A 24,961-nucleotide genomic window follows, 5' to 3' on the forward strand; every position below is an offset into this window, starting at 1 on the left:
TTTCGGGGTGGCGGGCGTGTGTGCGCGGACGCAATGCCGAAGGGGTCGGCCCCCGCCGGAATCCTCCGGCGGGGGCCGACCCCTTCGTGGGCTGTGCCTACGCCTTGCGGAGGCGGAACACCAGGCTCAGGCCCTCGTCCGTGAACGGTTCGCCGTACGTGGTGTCCGGCTCGCCCTGGGCGAAGTCCGTGGCGAGGACCTCGTCGGCGATCAGGCCCGCGTGCTCGGACAGGGCCGAGATCGCCGCCGGGTCCGTGGACGTCCAGCGCAGGGCGATCCGGTCCGCGACGTCCAGGCCGCTGTTCTTGCGGGCCTCCTGGATCAGGCGGATCGCGTCGCGGGCCAGGCCCGCCTGGCGCAGCTCCTCCGTGATCTCCAGGTCCAGGGCGACCGTGGCGCCGGAGTCGGAGGCCACCGACCAGCCCTCGCGCGGGGTCTCGGTGATGATGACCTCGTCGGGGGCGAGCGTGACCGTCTCGCCGTCGACCTCCACCGAGGCGTTCCCCTCGCGCAGGGCCAGGGAGAGCGCCGCGGCGTCCGCGCCGGCGACCGCCTTCGCGACGTCCTGGACGCGCTTGCCGAAGCGCTTGCCGAGCGCCCGGAAGTTCGCCTTCGCCGTCGTGTCGACCAGGGAGCCGCCCACCTCGGAGAGCGAGGCGAGCGACGAGACGTTCAGCTCCTCCGTGATCTGCGCGTGCAGCTCGGGGGAGAGGGTCTCGAAGCCGGACGCCGCGACCAGCGCGCGCGACAGCGGCTGACGGGTCTTGACGCCGGACTCCGCGCGCGTGGCACGGCCCAGCTCGACCAGGCGGCGGACCAGCGCCATCTGCGTGGAGAGGGTCGGGTCGATCGCCGACAGGTCGGCCTCGGGCCACGCGGACAGGTGGACCGACTCCGGAGCGTCCGGGGTGACCGGGACGACCAGGTCCTGCCAGACCCGCTCCGCGATGAACGGCGTGAGCGGCGCCATCAGCTGAGTGATCGTCACCACCACGTCGTGCAGGGTGCGCAGCGCGGCCTTGTCGCCCTGCCAGAAGCGGCGGCGCGAGCGGCGCACGTACCAGTTCGAGAGGTCGTCGACGAACGCGGACAGCAGCTTGCCGGCGCGCTGGGTGTCGTACGCCTCCAGGGACTTGGTGACCTCGTCCGTGAGCTGGTGCAGCTCGGACAGCAGCCAGCGGTCCAGGACGGTGCGGTCGGCCGGGGCCGGGTCCGCCGCGCTGGGCGCCCAGTTCGACGTACGGGCGTACAGGGCCTGGAAGGCGACCGTGTTCCAGTACGTGAGGAGCGTCTTGCGGACGACCTCCTGGATGGTGCCGTGGCCGACGCGGCGGGCCGCCCACGGGGAGCCGCCGGCCGCCATGAACCAGCGCACCGCGTCCGCCCCGTGCCGGTCCATCAGCGGGATCGGGTCCAGGGTGTTGCCCAGGTGCTTGGACATCTTGCGGCCGTCCTCGGCGAGGATGTGGCCCAGGCAGACCACGTTCTCGTAGGACGACTTGTCGAAGACCAGGGTGCCGATCGCCATGAGGGTGTAGAACCACCCGCGCGTCTGGTCGATGGCCTCGGAGATGAACTGCGCCGGGTAGCGGGACTCGAACAGTTCCTTGTTCTTGTACGGGTAGCCCCACTGCGCGAACGGCATCGAACCCGAGTCGTACCAGGCGTCGATGACCTCGGGCACGCGCGTCGCCGTTTCCGTGCAGCCCTCGTGGGTGCAGGTGAAGGTGACGTCGTCGATGAACGGGCGGTGCGGGTCGAGCCGGGACTGGTCCGTGCCCGTCAGCCGTGACAGCTCCTCGCGGGAGCCGACGCACGTGAGGTGGTTCTCCTCGCAGCGCCAGATCGGGAGCGGGGTGCCCCAGTAGCGGTTGCGGGAGAGCGCCCAGTCGATGTTGTTGTTCAGCCAGTCGCCGAAGCGGCCGTGCTTCACGGTCTCCGGGAACCAGTTGGTCTTCTCGTTCTCCTGGAGGAGACGGTCCTTGACGGCCGTGGTGCGGATGTACCAGGACGGCTGCGCGTAGTAGAGGAGCGCCGTGTGGCAGCGCCAGCAGTGCGGGTAGCTGTGCTCGTACGGGAGGTGCTTGAAGAGCAGGCCGCGGGTCTTGAGGTCCTCGGTGAGCGCTTCGTCCGCCTTCTTGAAGAAGACGCCGCCCACGAGGTCCAGCTCCGGTGAGAAGGTGCCGTCGGGCAGCACCGGGTTCACCACCGGCATGCCGTACGAGCGGCAGACCTTGAGGTCGTCCTCACCGAAGGCCGGGGCCTGGTGGACGAGGCCGGTGCCGTCCTCGGTCGTCACGTAGTCGGCGTTCACGACGAAGTGCGCCTCGCCGGCCGGGAACTCCACCAGCTCGAACGGACGTTGATACGTCCAACGCTCCATCTCGGCGCCGGTGAACGACTCGCCGGTCGTCTCCCAGCCCTCGCCGAGCGCCTTCTCGACGAGCGGCTCGGCGACGACCAGCTTCTCCGTACCGTCCGACACGACGACGTAGCGGACCTCGGGGTGCGCGGCGACCGCCGTGTTGGACACCAGGGTCCAGGGGGTCGTCGTCCAGATCAGGAGCGCGGCCTGGCCCGCCAGCGGACCGGAGGTGAGGGGGAAACGGACATAGACCGAGGGGTCGACGACCGTCTCGTAGCCCTGCGCCAGCTCGTGGTCCGAGAGGCCGGTGCCGCAGCGCGGGCACCAGGGGGCGACGCGGTGGTCCTGGACCAGCAGACCCTTGTCGAAGATCTCCTTGAGGGACCACCAGACGGACTCGACGTACTCGGGGTCCATGGTCCGGTACGCGTCGTCGAGGTCGACCCAGTAGCCCATGCGGGTCGTCAGGTCGGTGAAGGCGTCGGTGTGGCGGGTCACGGACTCGCGGCACTTGGCGTTGAACTCGGCGATGCCGTACGCCTCGATGTCCTTCTTGCCGTTGAAGCCGAGCTCCTTCTCGACCGCCAGCTCCACCGGGAGGCCGTGGCAGTCCCAGCCCGCCTTACGGGCCACGTGGTAGCCCCGCATGGTGCGGAAGCGGGGGAAGACGTCCTTGAAGACGCGGGCCTCGATGTGGTGGGCACCCGGCATGCCGTTGGCCGTGGGCGGGCCCTCGTAGAACACCCACTCGGGGCGCCCTTCGGACTGCTCCAGGCTCTTGGCGAAGATCTTCTGCTCGCTCCAGAAGTCGAGCACGGCGTGCTCGAGGGCGGGCAGGTCGACCTGGGCGGGCACCTGGCGGTACTGCGTCATCAGTCTTCCTCCGGCGGATGTGCCTTCTTCCGTCGGAGGGACGAGAGCCTTTGTCGTGCTGTACGCCGTGTGCGGCGCGCTCCCGCGGTACCACCCTCCTTGGCCCTCCGGCGCGTGGTGCGCTCCGGTGAGCCCCCTCATTGGGGTCGCGATGCCGGGTCTACTCGCCGCTCTGCGTGTGCTGCGGCTTTCTTCCGGCGGCTCCGGGGTGATCTTCGCGTCGCGCTCGCCCCCGGGCTTCCACCGACCCCGGGTCGCTCCTGGCTGCGTACGCCGCTACTCGTCCCCATCCATGCTTCTCGCTCCGCCCAGTGTACGGCGCCCGGGAGGGGGCGGCCGACCGGTTTTTCCGGGGTCCGTGAGGGGCGGCGGGGACTGCGTCCGGTGACCCGAATGGCGATACGTACGGTGTCCGATCCCTCCTGGTCGCGCGGTGGGCCCCCGGAGGGCGTGCGGGGGACGGATAACCGGGCGGGGAGCTGGGCACAACGCTTGCATGTTCGTCGCTCGGCGGTGGCCGGGCCGGGGCCGAGGGGGTGGATCGGGGCGGGTGTCCCGTTGCCGCGGGCCGTGAGTCGATTTATCGTCCCAGCACGATTCGCGAGCAAGATCACAATTTGTGAAGGGGCCGCGGCCATGGTGGCGAAAAAGACCGCCGTTCAGCAGTCGACGTCCGACAGACCCACGGGCGCGGGTGCCTCCGGCGGGGCGGCCCGCGCCACTGCCTCCGGCGGTGCCGGGAAGGACGTGGGGGGCAAGAAGAGCACTCAGTCGGTCACGGCCGAGGGCGCCGCGGCGCCCTCGAAGGCCGCACCGGCGGCGAAGAAGAGCCCGGCGAAGAAGGCTGTGACCAAGAAGGCTGTGACCAAGAAGGCTGTGACCAAGAAGGCCGTGGCCAAGAAGGCCGCGGCCGAGAAGGGCGCCGACGACACCGAGACCGTGGGCGCGGCAGGCACGGCAGCGGCTCCGAAGGGCGCGACCGCCGAGCGGGCGCCCGCAAAGCGCGCGGCCGGCCGGCCCGCGTCCGCCGAGGGCGAGGACGCAGCGGCGGGGGAGAGCGCCGTCGAGGGTGCCGAGGCGCCGGCGGCGGGGAAACGTACGAGCAAGAAGACCGGTGACGGGGACGACGCCGGGAAGCGCGGTGCCGGTACGAAGGCCGCTGGGCGCAAGAGCGCGGCCAAGAAGGCGGACGCGGCGGAGGCCGCGAAGACGACGGGAGCCACGACAGTGGTTGCGAAGAAGACTCAGGGCACGGCCACGGCGGCGAAGAAGCCCGGCGCGGTTCCCAAGGCGCGGGTGTCCGCCGCCGAACCCGGCGAGCTGGCCGTACGCCCCGGCGAGGACCCCTGGACTCCGGACGAGGTCGAGGAGGCGCGCGCCGAGCTGCAGAGCGAGGTGCTGCGGCTCGGCAGCGAGATCGCCACGGCGGAGGAAGGGCTCGCCGGACTGATGCGGGACTCCGGGGACGGGGCCGGCGACGACGACGCGGACACCGGGACGAAGAACATCACGCGTGAGCACGAGATGGCGCTGGCCGCCAACGCGCGCGAGATGCTGCTCCAGACCGAGCGCGCCCTGGAGCGGCTGGACGCGGGCACCTACGGGCTCTGCGAGAACTGCGGCAACCCGATCGGCAAGGCACGGATGCAGGCCTTCCCGCGGGCGACCCTGTGCGTGGAGTGCAAGCAGAAGCAGGAGCGCCGTTACTGAAGGCCGTGCGCCGCCCGTACAGGCCGCACCGTCCTCGTACCGCCCCGCGCGCGTGCCGTACTCTCGTCCCCAGTCAGGTACCTAGGTTGAGGGACTCACGTGGCAGAAGCGGAGCGCGTCATCGGTACGCCGGATTCCCCTGATTCGGGCGCAGTCGAGCCGGAGAAGGCCGACGAGGCCGCCACTGAGCAGGAGGCCGTCGCCGAGCGGCCCAAGGGCAGGCGGCGGCTCGTCGTGCTGCTCGCGGTGGCCGCGCTCGCGTACGCCCTCGACCTCGTCAGCAAGCTCATCGTGGTCGCGAAGCTGGAGCACCGGGACTCCATCCAGGTCCTCGGCGACTGGCTGCAGCTCGAGGTGATCCGGAACCCGGGTGCCGCCTGGGGCATGGGCGAGGCCTTCACGATCGTCTTCACCGTGATCGCGGCGGCCGTGATCGTGGTCATCGTGCGGCTCGCGAAGAAGCTCTACAGCACGCCCTGGGCGATCGCGCTCGGGCTGCTGCTCGGCGGGGCCCTCGGCAACCTGACCGACCGGATCTTCCGGGCGCCGGGGGTCTTCGAGGGCGCGGTCGTCGACTTCATCGCGCCGAAGCACTACCCGGTCTTCAATCTGGCCGACTCGGCGATCGTGTGCGGCGGCATCCTGATCGTGCTGCTGTCGTTCCGCGGGATCGACCCCGACGGCACCGTCCACAAGGACTGAGCGCCCCCGGGGCGAGGGGCTGCGGTTCGGGAGTGTCGGTGCGCTCCTGCATACTCGACGGGTGAGCACGATTCCCGAGATCCGAACCCTGCCCGTGCCCGACGGCCTGGAGGGCGAGCGCGTCGACGCCGCCATCTCCCGCATGTTCGGCTTCTCCCGCACCAAGGCCGCCGAGCTCGCCGCCGCCGGGAAGGTCACGGTCGACGGCTCGGTCGTGGGCAAGTCCGAGCGGGTGCACGGCGGGGCCTGGCTGGAAGTGGAGATGCCGCAGGCGGCCGCTCCCGTCCAGATCGTCGCCGAGCCCGTCGAGGGCATGGAGATCGTCCACGACGACGACGACATCGTCGTCATCGTGAAGCCCGTCGGGGTCGCCGCCCACCCGAGCCCCGGGTGGACCGGGACGACCGTGATCGGCGGCCTCGCCGCCGCCGGGTACCGGATCTCGACGTCGGGCGCCGCGGAGCGGCAGGGCATCGTGCACCGGCTCGACGTCGGTACGTCGGGTCTGATGGTCGTCGCCAAGTCCGAGCGGGCGTACACGTCGCTGAAGCGCCAGTTCAAGGAGCGCGTCCCGGACAAGCGCTACCACGCGCTGGTCCAGGGGCACCCCGACCCGATGAGCGGGACGATCGACGCCCCCATCGGGCGGCATCCGAACCATGACTACAAGTGGGCGGTCACGGCCGAGGGCAAGCCGTCCGTCACGCACTACGACCTCATCGAGGCGTTCCGCGCCGCCTCCTTGCTGGACATCAAGCTGGAGACCGGGCGCACGCACCAGATCCGGGTGCACATGTCCGCGCACCGGCACCCCTGCGTCGGCGACCTGACCTACGGAGCCGACCCGACGATCGCCAAGCGGCTCGGGCTCACCCGGCAGTGGCTGCACGCGGTGCGGCTCGGGTTCGAGCACCCGTCGGACGGCCAGTGGGTGCAGTTCGAGAGCGAGTACCCCGAGGACCTGCAGACGGCGCTCGACCGGGTGCGGGCGGAGAGCTCGTGAGCGCCGCGTTCGTGCTCCGCGTCGCCGAGTCCGACGCGGACCGCGAGGCCTGTTTCGCCGTGCGGCGCGACGTCTTCGTCGCGGAACAGGGCGTGCCGGAGGAGCTTGAGTACGACGCGTACGACCCGGGCGCCGTGCACGTCCTGGCCGTCCGGGACGACGGGCTGCCGCTCGGGACCGGCCGGCTGCTGACCGGTGACGCCGCCGCCGTGAAGAACGGCGGGGACGCCGGCGTCGGCGCCCTGGGCCGGCTCGCCGTGGCCAAGGCCGCGCGGGGCCTCGGGGTCGGCGCCGCGCTCGTCCTGGCCATCGAGGAGGCGGCTCGCGAGCGCGGACTCACCGCCGTCGATCTGCACGCGCAGACGCATGCGCTGGGGTTCTACGAGCGGCTAGGGTACGTGGTCTACGGACCCGAGTTCCCGGATGCCGGGATTCCGCACCGGGCGATGCGCAAGAGCCTCGACTGAGCTCCGCCGGCAGCGGCGCCGGATGTCACAAAAGCCGTGGACGTCGGAGGGGCGGCCGACCGCAGAGACCGATTTGCCCGGGAACGCGTGGCACCCTGGGGGCGATACGTACGTGATCGTCGAGCCCGGTCGGAGCCCCCGTGGATCAATTGGCCCTGCTGTTCGTGCTGTTGCTCGGGGCTGTCCTGAGCGTGCCGCTCGGCGACCGGCTCAAGCTGCCCGCGCCCGTCCTGATGACCCTGCTCGGCATCGTCCTCGCCCTGATCCGGGCCGTTCCGAACGTCGACATCGACCCTGATCTGATCCTGCCGCTCGTCCTGCCGCCGCTCCTGTACGCGGCCGTGCACCGCACGTCCTGGCGGTCGTTCGCGGCGAACAAGCGGCCGATCTTCCTGCTCGCCGTCGCCCTCGTCTTCGTCACCATGGCCGCCGTCGCCGTCGTCGCGAACGCTGTCGTGCCGGGGCTGCCGATCGCCGCCGCGGTCGCGCTCGGTGCGCTCGTCGCGCCGCCCGACCCGGTCGCCGCGACCGCCGTCGCCGGTCAACTCGGGCTGCCCCGGCGCATGGTGTCGATCCTGGAGGGCGAGGGTCTGTTCAACGACGTGACCGCGATCGTGCTGTACCACGTCGCCATCGCGGCCGCCGTCAGCGGTACGTTCTCGCTGCCGCGGGCCGCGCTCGACCTCGTCCTGTCCGCGGTCGTCGCGGTCGCCGTCGGACTCGCGCTCGGCTGGGCCGCCAACAAGCTCATGAGCTACCTCGGCGACGCCACCCTCCAGATCGGGATGACCCTCCTCATCCCGTACGCCTCCTACGTCCTCGCCGAGGAGCTCAAGGGCTCGGGCGTGCTCGCGGTCCTGACCACGGCGATCTTCCTCGCCGAGCACGCCTTCGACGCCGACGACGTGCTCACCCGGCTCACCGGACGTGCCTTCTGGGACGTCGTCGACACACTCGTCACCGGCGTCGCCTTCGGCCTCATCGGCCTGGAGGTGCACAACGTGGTGCGCACGGCGGAGGGCCGCTGGGGCGAGATGCTCGGCTGGGCCGGCGCGGTCGTCGGCGTCGTCATCGTCGTACGACTGCTGTGGCTGCTGCCGATGACCTGGGTGACGCAACGGCTGCACGCGCGGCGCGACGTCGAGGAGGAGATCCCGGTGAGCTGGCGCGAGACCGTCGTCATGTGGTGGGCGGGGATGCGCGGGGTGGCGTCGGTGGCGCTCGCCCTCGCCATTCCGCTGACCATGGACGACGGCTCCCCGTTCCCCGACCGCGACGAGATCGTCTTCATCGCCTTCGGGGTCATCATGGCGACCCTCGTGCTCCAGGGGCTGAGCCTGCCCTGGCTGGTGAAGAAGCTGAACGTGACCGCCGACACCGAGGCCGAGCAGGAGTACGAGAAGGATCTCGCCCTGCGCGCCGCGAAGGCCGCGAAGCGGCGGCTCAAGGAGATCGAGGAGGTCGAGGAGCTGCCGGAGGAGGTGCAGGAGCAGATGCTGCGCCGGGCCTACGACATCGGCCTGCGCATCAACCCCGAGATGGGGGCCGAGGAGCGGCGCGAGTCACAGGCCAAGCGGTACAAGCGGATCAAGCGGATCCGGCGCATCCAGGCCGAGATGATGTCGGCGGCGCGGCACGAGGTGCTGGCCGCGCGGAGCGAACCCGGGGGCAATCCCGAGGTGGTGGACCGGGTGCTGCGGCAGTTGGACGTGCGGAGCCTTCGTTAGGGGATTCCATGGTTCGGGCCCGCTCGATGATCTAGGCTCGTGCATATGGCACGCAATGTGATCATCACCGGTGGCGGTACGGGAATCGGGCTCGCCGCGGCCCATGCCTTCGCGGCCGAAGGGGATCGGGTACTGATCGTCGGGCGGCGAGCCGAGGTGCTCCAGAAGGCTGATGTGGCGGGCGTCCTGACCCATGCCGCCGACCTCGGTACGGTCCAGGGCGCGCGCGGTGCCGCCGAGTTCGCGCGCGAAGCGTTCGGCGGTACGGTCGACGTGCTGGTGCACAGCGCGGGCGGGAGCGGCCGGCTCGAACCCGCCGAAGGCGTCGGGGACGATCCGCTCGACGCCGTCGCCCACGCCTGGACCACCAACTTCCGCATCAACACGCTCACTTCGGTCCTGCTGACCGAGGCCCTGCGCGAGCATCTGACCTCGCCCGGCGGCCGGATCCTCTTCCTGTCCTCCGTCGCCGCGCTGCGCGGCTCGGGCACAGGTGCGTACGGCGGCGCCAAGGCGGCCCTGCACCCGTACACCTTCGACCTGGCCAAGGCCCTCGGGCCGCGCGGCATCACGGTGAACGCCGTCGCGCCCGGCTATGTCGAGGACACCGAGTTCTTCGGCCCGTCCATGCCCCAGGAGGAGTACCGGCGCCGGGTCGGCGCGATCCCGACGGGCCGTGCCGGAACCCCCGACGACATCGCCGCCACGCTGGTGTGGCTGGCATCCCCGGGCGCCGGGCATGTCACCGGACAGATCGTGCAGGTCAACGGTGGGGAGATGCTGGGGCGCTAGGAGAAAGGGCTAGCCCCGACCCGTGCGCGGCGCGCGGCCTTCCCTGGACAGGGACACCGTGCCGTCGTCCGGCGCGGACAGGGCCGGCGCGGTGTTGATCCGGGGCAGCGCGTACGGGTGCTGATCGGTCAGCCAGCGGATCAGCTGCTCGCGGACCGTGACCCGGACCGTCCAGATGTCGTCCGCGTCCTTGGCCGTGACCAGGGCGCGGACCTGGAGCGTGGACGGCGTGGTGTCGGTGACGGCCAGGCCCCAGTCGCGGCCGTCCCAGGCGGCGCACTCGCCGAGGATGTCGCGCAGCTTCTTGCGCATCTCGGTGACGGGTGCGCTGTGGTCGAGGTGGAAGAAGACCGTGCCGGTCATCTGGACGCCGCCGCGCGACCAGTTCTCGAACGGCTTCGACGTGAAGTACGACACCGGCATCGTGATCCGGCGCTCGTCCCAGGTGCGGACGGCGAGGAAGGTGAGAGTGATCTCCTCGACCGTGCCCCACTCGCCGTCCACGACCACGGTGTCCCCTATGCGCACCATGTCGCCGAAGGCGATCTGCAGTCCGGCGAAGAGGTTGCCGAGCGTGGACTGGGCGGCGACACCGGCGACGATGCCGAGGATGCCGGCCGAGGCCAGCAGCGAGGCGCCGGCCGCGCGCATCTCGGGGAACGTCAGCAGCATCGCCGCCACCGCCACCACGCCGACGATCGCCGTCACGATCCGCTGGATCAGGGTGACCTGGGTGCGCACCCGGCGGACCCGGGCCGGATCGCGGTGGGCGTTGGCGTAACGGGCGTAGGACGACTCGACGATGGCGGCGGCGATCCGGATGACCAGCCAGGCGGTGGCGCCGATGAGGACCAGACTGAGGGTCTGGCCGATCCCGGCGGAGTGCTCCTTGGCGACCTTCGTCTGGTCGTACGACCCCCGGAGCAAGGCCGTGCAGAGCACGAATTGGAGGGGCAGCCGGCAGCGGCGCAGTAGTCCCCACAGTGGCGTCTCGTGGTGTCGCCGGTCGGCGCGCTGCAGCAGACGGTCGACGCCCCACCCGACGAGCAGGGTGATGACGACCGAGCCACCGACGACGATCAGTGGGCGCAGGACGTTCTCCATCTCCATGCTCTCGACCGTAACCGGGATCGGCCACGACTAACCTCAGAGCTTCCTGGCACCATGGACCCCATGAACATCATGCTCTTCCACTCGTCGTACGGTCTGCGGCCCGCGGTGGAGGCCGCGGCCGACCGGCTGCGCGCCGCCGGCCACGAGGTGTGGACCCCTGATCTCTACGAGGGCCGCACCTTCGACACCGTCGAGGAGGGCATGGACCACAAGGAAGAGATCGGCAAGGACGAACTGCTCAAGCGGGCCGTGCTGGCGGCCGCGCCCTACTCCGAGCGCGGCCTCGTGTACGCGGGCTTCTCGCTGGGCGCCTCGATCGCGCAGACGCTCGCGCTGGGTGACGAGAAGGCGCGTGGTCTGCTGCTCCTGCACGGGACGTCCGACATCGCCGAGAGCGCGTCCGTGGACGAGCTGCCCGTCCAGCTGCACGTCGCCTCGCCCGACGCCTTCGAGACGGACGACTGGCTGAACACCTGGTACCTCCAGATGGGGCGCACGGGCGCCGACGTCGAGGTCTACCGGTACGCCGGGGCCGGCCACCTCTACACCGACCCCGACCTGCCCGACTACGACGAGGAGGCCGCCGAGGCCACCTGGCGGGTGGCGCTCGGCTTCATCGAGTCCCTCTAGCCGGACGTCAGCCCGCGCGGTAGGCCGTCCAGCTGTCCTTCATGCGCGTCACCTGGCCCGCCGTGAACTGGTACATGCAGGAGTCGTACGTGTAGTCCATGAAGTTGTGGATCGGGTCGACGCCCGTCTTGTTGGTGCAGGTGTCGCGCCCGGTCGGGCACTCGAACGCGGCGCTCTTCTCGGCCGGGGTGTCGGAGACGTAGTCGCCGTTGCCGTTACAGCCGCCCTGGAACGTGTGGTAGAGCCCCATCCAGTGGCCGATCTCATGGGTGCCGGTGTCGCCCTCGTTGTAGTTCGTCGCCGATCCGCCGGGCAGCGAGGTGTCGAGGACGACCACGCCGTCGTCGGACGGGTTCGACTTGTACGAGGACGGGAAGGTCGCCCAGCCGAGCAGGTCCTGGCCGAGGTCGGCGGTGTAGAAGTTCAGCGCGTTCGCGCCGCCCTTGCGCAGCGTGGACTTCATGGACTTCTCGGCGGAGGAGCCCGGGGTGATGCCGTTGTACCAGGAGGCGTTGTCCGTGTAGTCGGTTCCCGCCAGCTGGAACTGGAAGCCCGAGTCGTTGTTGCCGGTGCCCTGACCGCTGTAGGCGGCGTTCAGGACACTGATCTGCGCCGATATCGCCGACGCCGACAGCTTGCCGGTGGTGCCGGAGTGGATGACGTGGAAGTACACCGGGATCGTCGTCGACGCGGCCGCGGCCAGGCCCTTGCGCAGGGTGCCGTCGGCGCGCATCGCGTCGAGTCTCTTCTGCAGGGCCGCGTCCATGGCCTTGGCCTGCGTCGTGCTGAGCTGGTTGGGCTCGTTGTCGGTGTGGGCGCCCTCCTTCACGCGGGCCACCGCGTTCGCGTCGGTCGCGCAGTTCTCCGCGGCCGTGGTCTTCGCGGCGGCGCTGCCGGTGGGGGCGGACAGCGGGACCAGGGCCAGGGTTCCGGCCATCACCGCGGTGCCGAGAAGGCGGCGGCGCAGGCGCGGGGCCAGGGGGGACGTACGGGCGGAAGAGGTCATGGTGGGGCTCCTCGCGGATGCGGGCGGGGAGGGATTTCCTCGCCGCCGCGGGGAGATTACGTGGTCATGCCATGCCGGGAAGAGCGGTGAACTGGCCGCGTTGATCGCGGAGTTGTGCCCGGCAAAGCGGGGCAAGCGGGAGAAGAAATTCGGTGCCCGTCCGGAGTTTGGGACACGGACGTAACAGCACCGGTCGTCGCGGCGGGTGGTGTTGTCCGCATTAGGGCTTGCGCCCGTCCGCGTGCGCACCACCCACCGTGAGCGCTGTCATCCGCCCTTAACGTTCCTGCGGATGGCCGGAATTCAACGCACAGGCGCTTCGGCGCGCTCGACCCTCTGGGTGCCGCTGAGGGTGCGGTACGAGCGTTTCCAGGCGGCCGTGGCGTTCTTGTCGGCGCGGTCGGAGATCACGTAGTAGTCCATCTGCGCCCGCTCGGCCGTGACGTCCAGGACGCCGTAGCCGTGGGAGTCCATGTCCAGCCACTTCACGTGCCGGTTGGCGGCCCTGACGGCGCCCTCGGCGACCGTGGAGAGGGTGCCGGGCGCGACGTGCAGGATGTCGTCGAGGTTGTCCGACGTCACCGACGTGACCACGAACTCCGTGGCGGCGGACGGCGAGAGCGGGTACGTGCCCGCCGTCACCGGTACGTCGTTGGCCCACGCCATGTGGATGTCGCCGGTCAGGAAGACGGTGTCGCGGATGCCGCGCTCGCGCAGGTGGGAGATGAGCTCCTTGCGGTCGTGCGTGTAGCCGTCCCACTGGTCGACGTTGATGGCCAGACCCTCCTGGGGCAGGCCCAGCAACTCGGCCAGCGGAGCGAGGAGATGGGCGGGCAGCGAGCCGAAGGCGACCGGCGAGATCATCACCGAGGTGCCGACCAGCTTCCAGCGCGCGTCGGAGGCGGCGAGCCCGGACTTGAGCCAGTCGAGCTGGGCGCGGCCCGTGATCGTACGGTCCGCGTCGTCCACGGCGCCGTCGCCGATGCCGGACTGCTGGGAGCGGAACGATCTGAGGTCGAGCAGGTGCAGATCGGCGAGCGCGCCGAAGCGAAGCCGCCGGTAGACCGTGCCCGCGATGGACGGCCGTACCGGCATCCACTCGAAGTAGGCCTGCTGGGCGGCCTGCTGGCGGGCCGCCCAGTCGCCCTCGGTGTCGGGGGAGTGGTTCTCGGCGCCGCCCGACCAGGCGTCGTTGGCGAACTCGTGGTCGTCCCAGATGGCGACGAGCGGGTGCGCGGCGTGCATCGCCCGGACGTCGTCGTCCGTCTTGTGCAGGCCGTGCCGGATCCGGTAGTCGGCGAGCGAGACGATCTCGTGGGCGGGCTGGTGCTGCCGGACGGTGTACCGCGCGGCCGGGTACTCGCCCGTCCTGTACTCGTAGAGGTAGTCGCCGAGATGGAGGACCGCGTCCAGGTCGCCGCGGGCCGCCAGATGCCGGTACGAGGAGAAGTAGCCGGCCTCCCAGTTGGCGCAGGAGACGACGCCGAAGCGCAGGTCTTCGCGGGCGTCGGCGGCGGGCGTGGTGCGGGTGCGTCCCGTGGGCGAGTACGTGTCACCCACGGAGAAGCGGAAGTAATAGGCGGTCGCAGGGCGTAAGCCCCTTACATCCGCCTTCACGGTGTGGTCGGAGGCGGCGCTCGCGGTCGTGCTGCCCCGGCTCACCACGGTGCGGAACGCCTGGTCCTCGGCCAGCTCCCAACTCACCTGCGTGTCGGGCCCCTTGCCGGAGCCGGGCACGGCCTCGGCGGTGGGTGTCACGCGGGTCCACAGCAGGACGCCGTCGGGCAGCGGGTCGCCGGACGCGACCCCGTGCAGGAAGGCGGGCGCCTCGGTCGCGTGGGCGGTCTGCGCGCCGAGCAGCGGCGCGGCGAGGGCGGCACCGGCGGCCGCAGCCTTGACGACCGTACGGCGGCTGGGGGCCGGGGATTCTGAGGGTACGGAAAGAGGTCGACTGGTCACGGGTGATCACCCTACTGACCGGTACATGCAAAGGGCGGGCGAACTCCGAAGAGTTCGCCCGCCCTTCAGCGGCGCGTCAGGTGGGCCGGGCGAGTCAGCCCTTGAGGGCCTTGTCGATCGCGGTCTGGTACTCGGCCACCGTCATCGGGGCGTTCTGGCCGTCCGAGCCGGTCAGCTTCTTGCCGTCCATGACCAGGCTGGGCGTGCCGGTGACGTCGTCCTTGTTCGAGTCGAACGTCTTGGACATCTTCATCGCCCAGTCGTCATAGGTGCCGTTCCTGACGGCCTTCTGGAACGCCTTGTTGTCCTTGAGCGCGTCGACGGTGTTCGCGACCTTGATCAGGTAGTCGTCGCTCTTGAACTCGTCCTTGGTCTCCTCGGGGTGGTACTTCTTCGAGTAGAGCGCGGTCTTGTAGTCGAGGAAGGCGTCCGGGCTCACGTTCAGGGCCGCGCCGAGCGCGCTGAGGGCGTTCTTGGAGCCCTCGCCGTTGGTGCCGACCTTGCCGCCGCCGTCACCGTCGATGAACGTGGCACCGATGTACTGGATCTTGTACTTGCCGTCCTCGACGTCCTTGTGGACCGTCGAACCGACCGTCTGCTCGAAGGCGGCGCAGACCGGGCAGCGCGAGTCCTCGTACAGCTTCAGGGTCTTCTTCGCGCTGTCCTTGCCGATGGTGACGGTGGTGCCGTTCGTGCCCGACGTGTTCGCGGGCGCCACGACGTCGGCGCTCTTGGCGTCCATCGCGGTCTCCCAGTGGGAGGGCTTCATGGCCTGCACCACGAGGTAGCCGCCGACGCCGACCACCGCGAGGACACCGACGATGGAGCCCGCGACGATCGCCTGCCGCTTCGTCTTCGCCTTCTTGGCCTGGCGCTCGCGCTCGATGCGCAGCCGCTCGCGGGCCGCGGTCTTCGCCTGCTGGCTGTTGCGCTTGCTCATGATCTGTACTCCGTGGGGTGATGAAAGTGGTTCGGGGGACTGTCGTGCTCGCGGCCGCGGCTCTCGGCTGTACGAGGGCTCAGGCGGCCGGGCACGGCGGTCCGCGCCGTCCCACGGAGTGCACCCAGATCCGGGTGTGCGCGGCCTGTACGCGGGCCGCGGGGCGCGGCCTGCGGGCCACCGGCTCCAGGTGGGCGGTGACCGTGGCCCAGGCGATCAGCAGCGGCCGGAACGCGAACGCGGCCACCGCGCGCAGCAGTTGGGCCAGGGCCTGCTCGCCCCGGCGCAGCCAGACGGCCGCGACCAGTCCGACCGTGACGTGCGCGCCGAGCAGCAGCCAGGAGGCCGCCGGGTCGGTGTGGGCGAGCAGGGCGGCGGCCCGGTCGGTGCCGCCGCCGGTCATCCGCGCCAGCGGCGTGCCCACGTTGCCCGCGCACAGCACGTCGAAGCCGAACGAGCGCAGGGTGCCGGCGACCGGCCCGCCCGCCTCGCCGTAACAGACGTGCTGGCCGGTGGTGAAGACCGTGTCCGCGGCCAGTTCCAGCGGAATCAGCAGCGCCGCGATCCGCCCGAAGCCGCGCTCACGCCCCGCGAGCGCGTACGCGATCACGAAGACGGCGGCGGCGATCGCGCCGACCGTCGGCAGCGGCAGCGGGACCCGGGACAGCAGCACGTGCGACGCGGCGGAGAGCGTCACGACAACCGCCGTGAAGAGCGCCGCGCGCACGGCTCTGAGCTGGGTCCCGGATATGTCGTCCATCGCCGAGGAGTGTGCCATGGCTTCCTGTAAGCGATGCCTAAAGGGTCGCTATGAGTCAGAGGCCCGGAATCCGGCCGTTGCGGAAGAGGTCCACGAAGATCTGGTGGTCGGCACGCGCGCGTGCGCCGTACTCGTGCGCGAAATCGACCAGAAGGTCCGCGAAACCGTCCTCGTCGGCGGCGATCGCCGCGTCGATGGCGCGCTCCGTGGAGAACGGCACCAGCGACTCCCCGGACTGGTCGTCGGCCGCCGCGTGCATCGTCGCGGTGGCCCTGCCGAGGTCGGCGACGACCGCCGCGATCTCCTCCGTGTCGTCGATGTCCGACCAGTCCAGGTCCACCGCGTACGGCGAGACCTCGGCGACCAGCTGCCCGGAGCCGTCGAGCTCGGTCCAGCCCAGCCACGGGTCGGCGTGCGCCTGCAGCGCCCGCTGCGAGATGACCGTGCGGTGCCCCTCGTGCTGGAAGTACTCGCGGATCGCCGGGTCCGTGATGTGCCGCGAGACCGCCGGGGTCTGGGCCTGCTTCATGTAGATGATCACGTCGTTCTCGAGGGCGTCGCTGTTGCCTTCGAGAAGGATGTTGTACGAGGGCAGGCCCGCCGAGCCGATGCCGATGCCGCGGCGCCCCACCACGTCCTTCACCCGGTACGAGTCCGGGCGGGTCAGCGACGACTCCGGCAACGTCTCCAGGTAGCCGTCGAAGGCGGCCAGCACCTTGTAGCGCGTCGCCGCGTCCAGCTCGACGGAGCCGCCGCCCGACGCGAAGCGCCGCTCGAAGTCGCGGATCTCCGTCATGGAGTCGAGCAGCTCGAAGCGGGTGCGCGAACGGGCGTCGCGCAGCGCGTCGATCAGCGGGCCCTGCGCCGTGTCCAGCGTGAAGGGCGGCACCTCGTCGCTCTTGGCGCCGGTGGCGAGGGAGTGGATGCGCTCGCGGTAGGCCGCCGCGTACGTGCGCACCAGGTCGGTGATCTGCTCGTCACTGAGCGCCTTGGCGTAGCCGATCAGCGCCAAGGAGGCGGCGAGGCGCTTGAGGTCCCAGGTGAAGGGGCCGACGTACGCCTCGTCGAAGTCGTTCACATTGAAGACCAGCCGGCCGTTCGCATCCATGTACGTGCCGAAGTTCTCCGCGTGCAGGTCGCCGTGGATCCACACCCGGCTGGTGCGGTCGTCCAGGTACGGGCCGCCGTGCTGCTCGCGCTCGATGTCCTGGTAGAAGAGGCACGCCGTACCGCGGTAGAACGCGAACGCCGAGGCCGCCATCTTGCGGAACTTCACCCGGAACGCGGCGGGGTCCGCGGCCAGCAGCTCGCCGAACGCGGTGTCGAAGACGGTGAGGATCTGCTCGCCGCGCTGCTCAGCGGTGGGCTGCGGGTCCGACATCGCGGGGTGCCTCCTGGTGCGGATGGTGCGTGAGCTGTGTGACACGCAGGACAGGTGTTCTGACCTGTCCAACGCCCGACCGTACTCCGGAGTGCCCGTCGGTTGTCAGCGGTCGGCCGTAGACTTCCAAGCTGTCCCCAGACCGTCGCCGCGCGTTTTCCATCGGAGGCCCCAACCGTGTCAAAGCCGCCCTTCACGCACCTGCACGTCCACACCCAGTACTCGCTGCTGGACGGTGCCGCGCGGCTGAAGGACATGTTCAAGGCGTGCAACGAGATGGGCATGACGCACATCGCCATGTCCGACCACGGCAACCTCCACGGGGCGTACGACTTCTTCCACTCCGCGCAGAGCGCGGGCGTCACGCCGATCATCGGCATCGAGGCGTACGTCGCCCCCGAGTCGCGGCGCGACAAGCGGAAGATCAAGTGGGGCCAGCCGCACCAGAAGCGCGACGACGTGTCCGGTTCGGGTGGTTATACACACAAGACGATCTGGGCGGCGAACAAGACGGGCCTGCACAACCTCTTCAAGCTGTCCTCGGACGCGTACGCCGAGGGCTGGCTGCAGAAGTGGCCGCGCATGGACAAGGAGACGATCTCCCAGTGGAGCGAGGGCCTCATCGCCTCCACCGGCTGTCCCTCCGGTGAGCTGCAGACCCGGCTGCGCCTCGGCCAGTTCGACGAGGCCCTGAAGGCCGCCTCCGAGTACCAGGACATCTTCGGCAAGGACCGGTACTTCCTGGAGCTGATGGACCACGGCATCGAGATCGAGCGCCGGGTCCGCGACGGCCTCCTCGAGATCGGCAAGAAGCTCGGCATCCCGCCGCTGGTGACGAACGACTCGCACTACACGTACGCCCACGAGGCGACCGCGCACGACGCCCTGCTCTGCATCCAGACCGGCAAGAACCTCTCCGACCCGGACCGCTTCCGGTTCGACGGCACGGGCTACTACCTGAAGTCGACGGACGAGATGTACGCCGTCGACTCCTCGGACGCCTGGCAGGAGGGCTGCCGCAACACCCTCCTGGTGGCCGAACAGATCGACACCACCGGCATGTTCGACAAGCGCGACCTCATGCCGAAGTTCGACATCCCGGAAGAGGGCTACACCAACACCACCTGGTTCAAGGAGGAAGTGCGCCGCGGCATGAACCGGCGCTACCCGGACGGTGTCCCCGACGACCGGCAGAAGCAGGCCGAGTACGAGATGGACATCATCATCCAGATGGGGTTCCCGGGGTACTTCCTCGTCGTCGCCGACTTCATCATGTGGGCCAAGAACAACGGCATCGCGGTGGGCCCGGGCCGAGGCTCCGCGGCCGGCTCGATCGTCGCGTACGCCATGGGCATCACCGACCTCGACCCGATCACGCACGGCCTGATCTTCGAGCGGTTCCTCAACCCCGAGCGCGTCTCCATGCCCGACGTCGACATCGACTTCGACGAGCGCAGGCGCGTCGAAGTGATCAGGTACGTGACCGAGAAGTACGGCGCCGACAAGGTCGCCATGATCGGCACGTACGGAAAGATCAAGGCCAAGAACGCGATCAAGGACTCCGCGCGCGTGCTCGGCTACCCGTACGCGATGGGCGACCGCCTCACCAAGGCGATGCCCGCCGACGTCCTCGGCAAGGGCATCGACCTCTCCGGCATCACCGACCCCTCGCACCCCCGCTACAGCGAGGCGGGCGAGATCCGCGGGATGTACGAGAACGAGCCGGACGTCAAGAAGGTCATCGACACCGCCAAGGGCGTCGAGGGCCTGGTCCGGCAGATGGGCGTGCACGCCGCCGGCGTCATCATGTCCAGCGAGCCGATCGTCGACCACGCCCCGCTGTGGACCCGGCACACCGACGGCGTGACCATCACGCAGTGGGACTACCCGCAGTGCGAGTCGCTCGGCCTGATCAAGATGGACTTCCTGGGCCTCAGGAACCTGACGATCATGGACGACGCCGTCAAGATGGTGCGGTCCAACAAGGGCGTCGACCTGGAGATGCTGTCGCTCCCGCTGGACGACCCGAAGACCTTCGAACTGCTCTGCCGCGGTGACACGCTCGGCGTCTTCCAGTTCGACGGCGGCCCGATGCGTTCGCTGCTGCGCCAGATGCAGCCCGACAACTTCGAGGACATTTCCGCCGTCTCGGCCCTGTACCGGCCGGGCCCGATGGGCATGAACTCGCACACGAACTACGCCGAGCGCAAGAACGGCCGGCAGGACATCACGCCGATCCACCCGGAGCTCGAAGAGCCCCTGAAGGAGACGCTGGGTCTGACCTACGGCCTCATCGTGTACCAGGAGCAGGTGCAGAAGGCCGCCCAGATCGTCGCCGGGTACTCGCTCGGCGAGGCCGACATCCTGCGCCGCGTGATGGGCAAGAAGAAGCCCGAGGAACTGGCGAAGAACTTCACCATCTTCCAGGAGGGCGCCCGCAGGAACGGCTTCTCCGACGCGGCGATCCAGGCCCTGTGGGACGTGCTGGTGCCGTTCGCCGGCTACGCGTTCAACAAGGCGCACTCCTCCGCGTACGGCCTGGTCACCTACTGGACCGCCTACCTGAAGGCGAACTATCCGGCCGAGTACATGGCGGCGCTGCTGACGTCCGTGAAGGACGACAAGGACAAGTCGGCCGTCTACCTCAACGAGTGCCGGCGCATGAAGATCAAGGTCCTCCCGCCGGACGTGAACGAGTCGGTGCACAACTTCGCCGCCCAGGGCGACGACGTGATCCTCTTCGGCCTGGAGGCCGTCCGCAACGTCGGCACGAACGTGGTCGAGTCGATCATCCGCTCGCGCAAGGCCAAGGGGAAGTACACCTCGTTCCCCGACTACCTCGACAAGGTCGAGGCCGCGGCGTGCAACAAGAGGACGACCGAGTCCCTCATCAAGGCGGGCGCCTTCGACCCGATGGGACACACCCGCAAGGGCCTCACCGCGCAGTACGAGCCGATGATCGACAACGTGGTCGCGGTCAAGAGGAAGGAAGCGGAGGGGCAGTTCGACCTCTTCGGCGGCGGCGAGGAGGAGAGCGACGCCCCGGGCTTCGGGCTCGACGTCGAGTTCTCCACGGATGAGTGGGACAAGACGTACCTGCTCGCCCAGGAGCGGGAGATGCTCGGCCTGTACGTCTCCGACCACCCGCTCTTCGGCCTGGAGCACGTGCTCAGCGACAAGGCCGACGCCGGTATCGGCCAGCTCACCGGCGGTGACTTCGGGGACGGCGCGGTCGTCACCGTGGGCGGCATCATCTCGGGCCTGCAGCGCAAGATGACCAAGCAGGGCAACGCGTGGGCGATCGCGACCGTCGAGGACCTCGCCGGTTCCATCGAGTGCATGTTCTTCCCGGCGACGTACCAGCTGGTGTCGACCCAACTCGTCGAGGACGCCGTGGTGTTCGTCAAGGGACGCCTCGACAAGCGCGAGGACGTGCCGCGTCTGGTCGCCATGGAGATGCAGGTCCCCGACCTGTCGAACGCGGGCACCAACGCGCCGGTGATCCTCACCATCCCCGCCCTGAAGGTGACCCCGCCGATGGTCAGCCGCCTCGGCGAGATCCTGAGCCACCACCGGGGCGACAGCGAGGTGCGGATCAAGCTCCAGGGGCCGCGCAAGACCACGGTGCTCCGGCTCGACCGGCACCGCGTGAAGCCGGACCCGGCGCTCTTCGGCGACCTGAAGGTGCTGCTCGGCCCGTCCTGCCTGGCGGGCTGAGCCGGGTCTCATCGGCGACTGGCGGACCATGTGCGAGGGCCGCACCCGGAATTCCGGGTGCGGCCCTCGCCGTGCGTCATGTGCCTTACGCCATAGGTCAGTTGTGACCGAAGCGGCGCTCGCGGTGCTTGCGGGCCACATCCCCCGGCGTGGCCTGGACGGCCGACTTCGCCTCGGCCTCCATGGCGGACGACCGGGCCTCTTCCTGAGCCTGCGCCGACTTCTGCTGCTGATTGCGGTTCTGCTTGCGGTTCTTGGCCATGGTGATTGCCTCCTGCGGGGGAACTAGGGGCCAGGGCCGCATTCAGATTCACATAGGGTGCGCAAGACCGCATTTCGGATAATTACCGTGAGTAACAAGGGGGATCGGTCCGTGTTCGTCCCTCCTTCACGGCATCCGCCACGCCGAAGATCGAGTTCGGGCCGTTAAGCCCCGTGCTGTCGGGCAGACTCGAAGGAAACCCGAAGCGAACGCACGGGCGTGTCGGCGAAAGAGGGTGGATCGCGTGGACCGTTGCATCGTCCTGGTGGACGCCGGGTATCTGCTGGGTGCTGCCGCGAGTCTCCTCGCGGGCGAGCCGTCCCGGTCCCGGATCCATGTCGACCACGCCGCCCTCATCCAAGGGCTGCGCGAACGCGCCGAGACCGAGACCGGGCGCCAGCTCCTGCGCATCTACTGGTTCGACGGCGCCCCCGACCGCGTCCCGCAGCCCGAACACCGCAGGCTGCGCGTCATGCCGCGCGTCACCGTCCGGCTCGGCGCACTGACCCGCTCCGACGGGCGCTGGGCGCAGAAGGGCGTCGACGCGGCCATGCACGCCGAGCTGACCGAGCTGGCGCGCAACCGGGCCTGCTCGGACGTCGTGCTCGTCACGGGCGACGGGGACCTGCTGCCCGGCATGATGGCCGCCAAGGAGCACGGCGTCGCCGTCCACCTGTGGGCCGTGCAGGCCGCCGACGGGGACTACAACCAGTCCGAGGACCTGGTCGCCGAGGCCGACGAGCGGCGTGTGCTCGACCGGACCTGGATCACCAAGGCCGTCCGCGCCAAGGAGTTCGGCGGCATCTGCGCCCCGCCGCCCGTACCGCGCCCCGAGATCGCCGCGATCCTCTCCGCGCCGCTGCCCGAGTCGGCGCTCGCCGCCGCGGGCCGCCCCGCCGACGAGGCCGCGGACGCGCCGCCGGTGCAGCACGCCCCCGCGGCGCGGTCCGAGAGCGACTCCGAGGACCGGTCGGGCGCGGGCAGGGGCGTGCCCACGCCGAAGGACCTGGCCGCGCTGCGCGGGCCCGGCGCGCAGGCAACCCAGCATCCGGCCAACGCGACGCTGCGGTGGTCCTCCGACAAGGGGTGGGTCGAGCGCCCCGGTGGCGGCGGGGAGACCGCGGAGTCGGCCTCGCTGCCGACGCTGGCGCAGCTCACCACCGCCGAGCAGCGGTGGGCCGACCGGGAGGAGGACATCACCACGGTCGGCGGTGACCCCTACGAGGTGGGTCAGGTGTTCGCGCGGAGGTGGATGGAGCGGCTCGCCGACCAGGCGGAGCTGCAGAAACTGTCGACCATGTACCCGCGGGTCCCGCACCGGATCGACGGTGAGCTGCTCCGGTACGCGGCACGGTTCGGGCTGCTCGCCCATAAGGACGATCAGATCGACGAGCACGACCGGTATGCGATCCGGGCCGGGTTCTGGCGCGAGGTCGGTGTGCGGACCGGCGTCGAGCACGCTGCCGCGGGGGACTGAAGGGCGCAGGTGGCCGGGCTGCGGAGGGCGCCCGAGACGGCGCGTCGCCTCATTTGTCCGGCCCCGGGCGCAAAGCTGGGGCCTTGACCCCGTACTCTCGTTCCTCTGTTATACCAGCGACAGTATTTGTGCAGGTCAACCGCTATTTAGGAACGCTTGCGGGAGATCAAATCTCACAATTTCTCACTGGACGGCTTTTTGATCTACGCCGTGGAAGACATCGAGAGCGTCTGCGGCGCCCCGCATGTCCTCCGGCTCGATGGACACGTACTTACGTTTCGTGAAGGCCGCGTTCGTGTGGCCCGCCCAAGCCGCCAGGATGACGTCAGGCACCCCGGAGAGGGCGAGCGCCTTCAGCACGGCGTGACGGGCGTCGTACAGGCGCACCTTCCGCAGCCCGAGATCCGCCATGAGGCGGTAGGCGTACTCCCGCAGCTGCCGCGTGTTCATCGGTCGGCCTAGCTCGTCGACGACGACGTACCCGCTGAGCGTGTAGCCCTCTCCCGCCCGTTCGCTCTCCGCCCGCTGCAGCTCCCGGAACGCCACGAGCGCCTCCCACGGGCCGCGCGGCAGCGGCAGGCCCCGTTCCCCGGCCGCGGTCTTCGTGTCCTTCTCCAGCACCCGGCGATTGCCGACCATGGTCCGCGTCACCGCGATCAGCAGCAGACGCTTCTCGAGGTCGATGTCGATCCAGCGCTGACCGCAGACCTCCGCGGGGCGTAGCCCCATCAAGCTCAGCAGAAGTGGCGCGTACAGACGGTCATCGGCGATGCCGCGGATGAACGTCTGCACCTCGGCTACAGTCCACGGCTTCGCCCGCTGCCGCTCCCGCTTGTCGGTCTTCTTGTCGGCGAGTGACGGCCGCACCTCGGCGGCCACGTTCACGGGGATCAGCCTGCGGATGACTGCGCGACGGAGGGCGCTGCGCAGGCGAAGGAGGATGCCGTCGACCGTGGAGACCGCGAGGCGCGTGCCTGGCACGCCGCCTCTGCGCCGGCCCTCCGCGACCAGGGAGTCGACGAAGTCCTGCACCATCTCCTCTGTGAGCTCCTGAAGGCGCACGTGCCCCAGGCGCTCGTAGACCTGAACCAGGCTCATGCGGTAGTTGGCGATCGTCGTCTCCTCGACGTCCCGCCCCTTGTGCTTCAGCCACTGATCCAGCCACTCGGCAAGCGTGATCTTGTTTGGGGCGATGTACGTCCCGGCCGACCGCTGGTGCATGATCCGGTCTCGTTCGGCCCGGCACTCCTTCGCCGTGTCCTTCGTGATCGTCAGTTGTTTGCGCTTGCCCATCTCGTCGCGGCCGGCGTCCACCATGAGGCGGTAGCGCACCTTCCCGCTCCGGAGGACGATGCGCTTCGGCTCAGCCATCACCGCCACCTGCCCGCGGCGCCAGCCGCGCCTTGGCGTTCGCCGCGTTCAGGTAATCCACCTCGGCTACGACGCGTTCGGTAGCGCGGCGGGCCTCTTCCGCGACTTCCTGTACTTCTTCGGCGTCACCGTCGTCGATGTACGCGGAGCGCGCGATGAGCGCATCAATGCGCTGCTGCAGAGCAGCGAGCGCGCGGCCGGCGGGATGCTGCCGCAAGATCCTGCGAAGGCGCGGCACTCCGTTCACCAGGAATTCCAGCTCGGCAGCATGCGGATCGCGACCCGTGCTCTTGAGCGGCTGGCGCCCTTCTGCCCAATCCCACGCCTCGGCGGCATCGACTTCACCGGCCCCGGTCACCTCAACCATCGTTCCCGGACGATCCGTGAGCGGCAGGAGGAGGGCCGTCGGGCTCACGCCGAACACGACTGCAAGCGCGACCAGTTCGTCAGCGGTGACGACGCGCTCGGCCTTCTCCATGCGCGTGATGCCCGACGCGGGAACGGCTCGCCCTGCGCGCTCCAGGGCCCCCGACAGCTGGCGCGTCGTCATGCTGCAGCGCTCGCGCAGGCGGGCGATGTTTTCCGCGACAGTGCGCCCGGTCGGTCCTACCTCGATGGCGCGACGTCCGCGCTGGTGCTCGGTCATAGGCAACAGCGTAAGCAACGGCGATCTCCTTGTTGTGGGGCCGGTGTTGAGTGCTATGGT

The 24,961-nt window shown here is 69.8% G+C and carries 19 protein-coding genes; 9 read left to right on the plus strand and 10 right to left on the minus strand.

The window, feature by feature from the left end:
* Nucleotides 1–97: 97 nt before the first annotated feature.
* Nucleotides 98–3,238 carry an isoleucine--tRNA ligase gene (ileS, locus tag B072_RS0126955; RefSeq protein ID WP_018533064.1) on the minus strand — a complete coding sequence of 1,047 codons (3,141 nt, stop codon included), beginning with the start codon at nt 3,236–3,238 and terminating at the stop codon, nt 98–100.
* Between the two features lie 636 nt (nt 3,239–3,874).
* On the opposite strand from ileS, the gene B072_RS0126960 reads away from it, so the two are divergent.
* The 6 genes from B072_RS0126960 (at nt 3,875) to B072_RS0126985 (ending at nt 9,639) form a co-directional block, all read left to right on the plus strand.
* Complete coding sequence (locus B072_RS0126960) at nt 3,875–4,948, plus strand: TraR/DksA family transcriptional regulator (protein WP_018533065.1); 1,074 nt, start codon at nt 3,875–3,877, stop codon at nt 4,946–4,948.
* Between the two features lie 99 nt (nt 4,949–5,047).
* On the plus strand, nt 5,048–5,650 hold the full coding sequence (lspA, locus tag B072_RS0126965; protein WP_018533066.1) for a signal peptidase II: 603 nt from the start codon (nt 5,048–5,050) through the stop codon (nt 5,648–5,650).
* A 61-nt stretch (nt 5,651–5,711) separates the two neighbouring features.
* Entirely contained in the window at nt 5,712–6,653 is a 942-nt protein-coding gene (locus B072_RS0126970) for an RluA family pseudouridine synthase (RefSeq protein WP_018533067.1), read from the plus strand.
* Entirely contained in the window at nt 6,650–7,120 is a 471-nt protein-coding gene (locus B072_RS0126975; protein WP_018533068.1) for a GNAT family N-acetyltransferase, read from the plus strand. The genes B072_RS0126970 and B072_RS0126975 overlap by 4 nt, the downstream gene beginning before the upstream one ends.
* A gap of 140 nt (nt 7,121–7,260) precedes the next feature.
* Nucleotides 7,261–8,847: a Na+/H+ antiporter gene (locus B072_RS0126980; RefSeq protein ID WP_026246352.1), complete on the plus strand. Its 1,587-nt coding sequence runs from the start codon at nt 7,261–7,263 to the stop codon at nt 8,845–8,847.
* Nucleotides 8,848–8,892: 45 nt separating this feature from the next.
* Nucleotides 8,893–9,639 (plus strand): SDR family NAD(P)-dependent oxidoreductase, encoded by a 747-nt coding sequence (locus B072_RS0126985; RefSeq protein WP_018533070.1) that lies wholly within the window; start codon nt 8,893–8,895, stop codon nt 9,637–9,639.
* A gap of 9 nt (nt 9,640–9,648) precedes the next feature.
* On the opposite strand, the gene B072_RS0126990 is transcribed toward B072_RS0126985, so the two are convergent.
* A complete protein-coding gene (locus B072_RS0126990) occupies nt 9,649–10,743 on the minus strand; it encodes a mechanosensitive ion channel family protein (RefSeq protein WP_043244847.1) in 1,095 nt (364 codons plus the stop codon).
* A 69-nt stretch (nt 10,744–10,812) separates the two neighbouring features.
* Between B072_RS0126990 and B072_RS0126995 the strand changes: the two genes are divergently transcribed.
* Nucleotides 10,813–11,382, plus strand: a complete 570-nt coding sequence (locus tag B072_RS0126995; RefSeq protein WP_018533072.1) for a dienelactone hydrolase family protein — start codon at nt 10,813–10,815, stop codon at nt 11,380–11,382.
* Nucleotides 11,383–11,389: 7 nt separating this feature from the next.
* Here B072_RS0126995 and B072_RS0127000 read toward each other — a convergent pair whose 3' ends face one another.
* The 5 genes from B072_RS0127000 to B072_RS0127020 form a co-directional block, all read right to left on the minus strand.
* The gene (locus B072_RS0127000; protein ID WP_018533073.1) at nt 11,390–12,388 is read right to left on the minus strand and encodes a zinc metalloprotease; all 999 of its coding nucleotides are present in this window, start codon (nt 12,386–12,388) and stop codon (nt 11,390–11,392) included.
* 303 nt (nt 12,389–12,691) lie between these two features.
* On the minus strand, nt 12,692–14,347 hold the full coding sequence (locus B072_RS0127005; protein ID WP_018533074.1) for an alkaline phosphatase D family protein: 1,656 nt from the start codon (nt 14,345–14,347) through the stop codon (nt 12,692–12,694).
* Nucleotides 14,348–14,441: 94 nt separating this feature from the next.
* A complete protein-coding gene (locus B072_RS0127010) occupies nt 14,442–15,287 on the minus strand; it encodes a DsbA family protein (RefSeq protein WP_018533075.1) in 846 nt (281 codons plus the stop codon).
* A gap of 79 nt (nt 15,288–15,366) precedes the next feature.
* Nucleotides 15,367–16,047 carry a hypothetical protein gene (locus B072_RS0127015; RefSeq protein WP_043244850.1) on the minus strand — a complete coding sequence of 227 codons (681 nt, stop codon included), beginning with the start codon at nt 16,045–16,047 and terminating at the stop codon, nt 15,367–15,369.
* 55 nt (nt 16,048–16,102) lie between these two features.
* Nucleotides 16,103–17,428, minus strand: coding sequence for a DUF2252 domain-containing protein (locus B072_RS0127020; RefSeq protein ID WP_018533077.1), 1,326 nt, complete (start codon nt 17,426–17,428; stop codon nt 16,103–16,105).
* Between the two features lie 177 nt (nt 17,429–17,605).
* Between B072_RS0127020 and dnaE the strand changes: the two genes are divergently transcribed.
* Nucleotides 17,606–21,145 carry a DNA polymerase III subunit alpha gene (gene dnaE, locus B072_RS0127025; RefSeq protein ID WP_018533078.1) on the plus strand — a complete coding sequence of 1,180 codons (3,540 nt, stop codon included), beginning with the start codon at nt 17,606–17,608 and terminating at the stop codon, nt 21,143–21,145.
* 97 nt (nt 21,146–21,242) lie between these two features.
* Here dnaE and B072_RS48790 read toward each other — a convergent pair whose 3' ends face one another.
* Complete coding sequence (locus B072_RS48790) at nt 21,243–21,407, minus strand: hypothetical protein (protein WP_018533079.1); 165 nt, start codon at nt 21,405–21,407, stop codon at nt 21,243–21,245.
* A 244-nt stretch (nt 21,408–21,651) separates the two neighbouring features.
* On the opposite strand from B072_RS48790, the gene B072_RS0127035 reads away from it, so the two are divergent.
* Complete coding sequence (locus tag B072_RS0127035) at nt 21,652–22,884, plus strand: NYN domain-containing protein (protein WP_018533080.1); 1,233 nt, start codon at nt 21,652–21,654, stop codon at nt 22,882–22,884.
* Nucleotides 22,885–23,067: 183 nt separating this feature from the next.
* Here B072_RS0127035 and B072_RS0127040 read toward each other — a convergent pair whose 3' ends face one another.
* Nucleotides 23,068–24,255: a site-specific integrase gene (locus B072_RS0127040; RefSeq protein WP_018533081.1), complete on the minus strand. Its 1,188-nt coding sequence runs from the start codon at nt 24,253–24,255 to the stop codon at nt 23,068–23,070.
* Nucleotides 24,248–24,901 carry a helix-turn-helix domain-containing protein gene (locus tag B072_RS45730; protein WP_018533082.1) on the minus strand — a complete coding sequence of 218 codons (654 nt, stop codon included), beginning with the start codon at nt 24,899–24,901 and terminating at the stop codon, nt 24,248–24,250. The genes B072_RS0127040 and B072_RS45730 overlap by 8 nt, the downstream gene beginning before the upstream one ends.
* Nucleotides 24,902–24,961 lie beyond the last annotated feature (60 nt).

Source organism: Streptomyces sp. HmicA12 (assembly GCF_000373565.1).
GTDB lineage: Bacteria > Actinomycetota > Actinomycetes > Streptomycetales > Streptomycetaceae > Streptomyces.